This is a genomic window from Hydrogenophaga palleronii NBRC 102513, assembly GCF_001571225.1.
Taxonomy (GTDB): domain Bacteria; phylum Pseudomonadota; class Gammaproteobacteria; order Burkholderiales; family Burkholderiaceae_C; genus Hydrogenophaga; species Hydrogenophaga palleronii.
Genome location: NZ_BCTJ01000095.1, coordinates 1 through 1,637 on the forward strand (window position 1 = coordinate 1; position 1,637 = coordinate 1,637).

Below are 1,637 nucleotides of genomic sequence, written 5' to 3' on the forward strand. Positions count from 1 at the left end.
CATGAAGGTCATCGTCCCCGTCAAGCGCGTGGTGGATTACAACGTCAAGGTTCGTGTGAAGAGCGACGGCAGCGGCGTGGACATCGCCAACGTCAAGATGAGCATGAACCCGTTTGACGAGATCGCGGTGGAAGAAGCCGTGCGCCTGAAAGAAAAGGGTGTGGTCACCGAAGTCATCGCCGTCTCCTGCGGCGTCACGCAGTGCCAGGAAACCCTGCGCACGGCCATGGCCATCGGCGCAGACCGCGCCATCCTGGTGGAGACCAGCGAAGAGCTGCAGCCCCTGGCCGTGGCCAAGCTCTTGAAAGCCCTGGTCGACAAGGAGCAGCCGCAGCTGATCATCCTGGGCAAGCAGGCCATCGACGACGACTGCAACCAGACCGGCCAGATGCTCGCCGCGCTCGCCGGCCTGCCGCAAGCCACCTTCGCCAGCAAGGTGGAAGTGGCCGATGGCAAAGCCAGCGTCACGCGCGAAGTCGACGGTGGCCTGGAAACCCTGTCGATCGCGCTGCCCGCCGTCATCACCACCGACCTGCGCCTGAACGAGCCGCGTTACGTGACGCTGCCCAACATCATGAAGGCCAAGAAGAAACCGCTGGAGACCCTCAAGCCCGAAGACCTCGGTGTGGACGTGGCCCCGCGCATCAAGACCCTGAAGGTCAGCGAGCCGCCCAAGCGCGGTGCCGGTGTGAAGGTACCCGATGTGGCCACGCTGGTGGCGAAATTGCGCAACGAGGCCAAAGTCATCTGAGCCCCGGCACCCCGAACACAGGAACACAGAACATGACTTCTCTCGTTATTGCAGAACACGACAACGCCGCCATCAAAGGCGCCACCCTCAACACCGTGACCGCCGCCGCCCAGTGTGGTGGTGAGGTGCACGTGCTCGTGGCCGGGCACAACGCCGGCGCGGCCGCGCAGGCCGCCAGCCAGATCGTGGGCGTGGCCAAGGTGATCCACGCCGACGCCCCGGGCTTCGAACACGGCCTGGCCGAGAACGTGGCCGCCCAGGTGCTGGCCATCGCGGCCAACTACAGCCACATCCTGTTCCCGGCCACCGCCAGTGGCAAGAACGTCGCCCCACGCGTGGCCGCCACGCTGGACGTGGGCCAGGTCAGCGACATCACCAAGGTCATCAGCGCCGACACGTTCGAGCGCCCGATCTACGCCGGCAACGCGATTGCCACGGTGCAGAGCACGGACGCCCAACACGTGATCACCGTGCGCACCACCGGGTTTGATCCGGCCGCGGCCAGCGGCGGCAGTGCCGCGGTGGAAACCGCCACCGCCGCGCTGGGCGATGGCAAGAGCGAATTCAAGGGCAGCGAGATCGCCAAGAGCGACCGCCCCGAGCTGACCGCGGCCAAGATCATCGTCTCCGGTGGCCGGGCGCTGGGCAGCAGCGAGAAGTTCAATGAGGTGATGACGCCGCTGGCCGACAAGCTGGGTGCGGCCATCGGCGCCAGCCGCGCGGCGGTGGACGCGGGTTACGCGCCGAACGACCTGCAGGTGGGGCAGACGGGCAAGATCGTGGCACCGCAGCTCTACATCGCCGCCGGCATCTCGGGTGCCATCCAGCACTTGGCCGGCATGAAGGACTCCAAGGTGATCGTGGCGATCAACAAGGACCCGGAGGC

Annotated in this window: 2 protein-coding genes; both read left to right on the forward strand. The window is 66.3% G+C overall.

The features are described from left to right. The first annotated feature begins 1 nt into the window (after position 1). Entirely contained in the window at positions 2 to 751 is a 750-nt protein-coding gene (locus tag HPA01S_RS22395; protein WP_066273716.1) for an electron transfer flavoprotein subunit beta/FixA family protein, read from the forward strand. A gap of 32 nt (positions 752 to 783) precedes the next feature. Continuing rightward, a partial coding sequence (locus HPA01S_RS22400) for an electron transfer flavoprotein subunit alpha/FixB family protein (RefSeq protein WP_066273717.1) occupies positions 784 to 1,637 on the forward strand: 854 nt, incomplete at its 3' end.

What these genes read in the sequence shown, in the direction of transcription:
- HPA01S_RS22395 (WP_066273716.1), top strand. Translation starts at nt 2, where the DNA reads ATGAAGGTCATCGTCCCCGTCAAGCGCGTGGTGGATTACAACGTCAAG.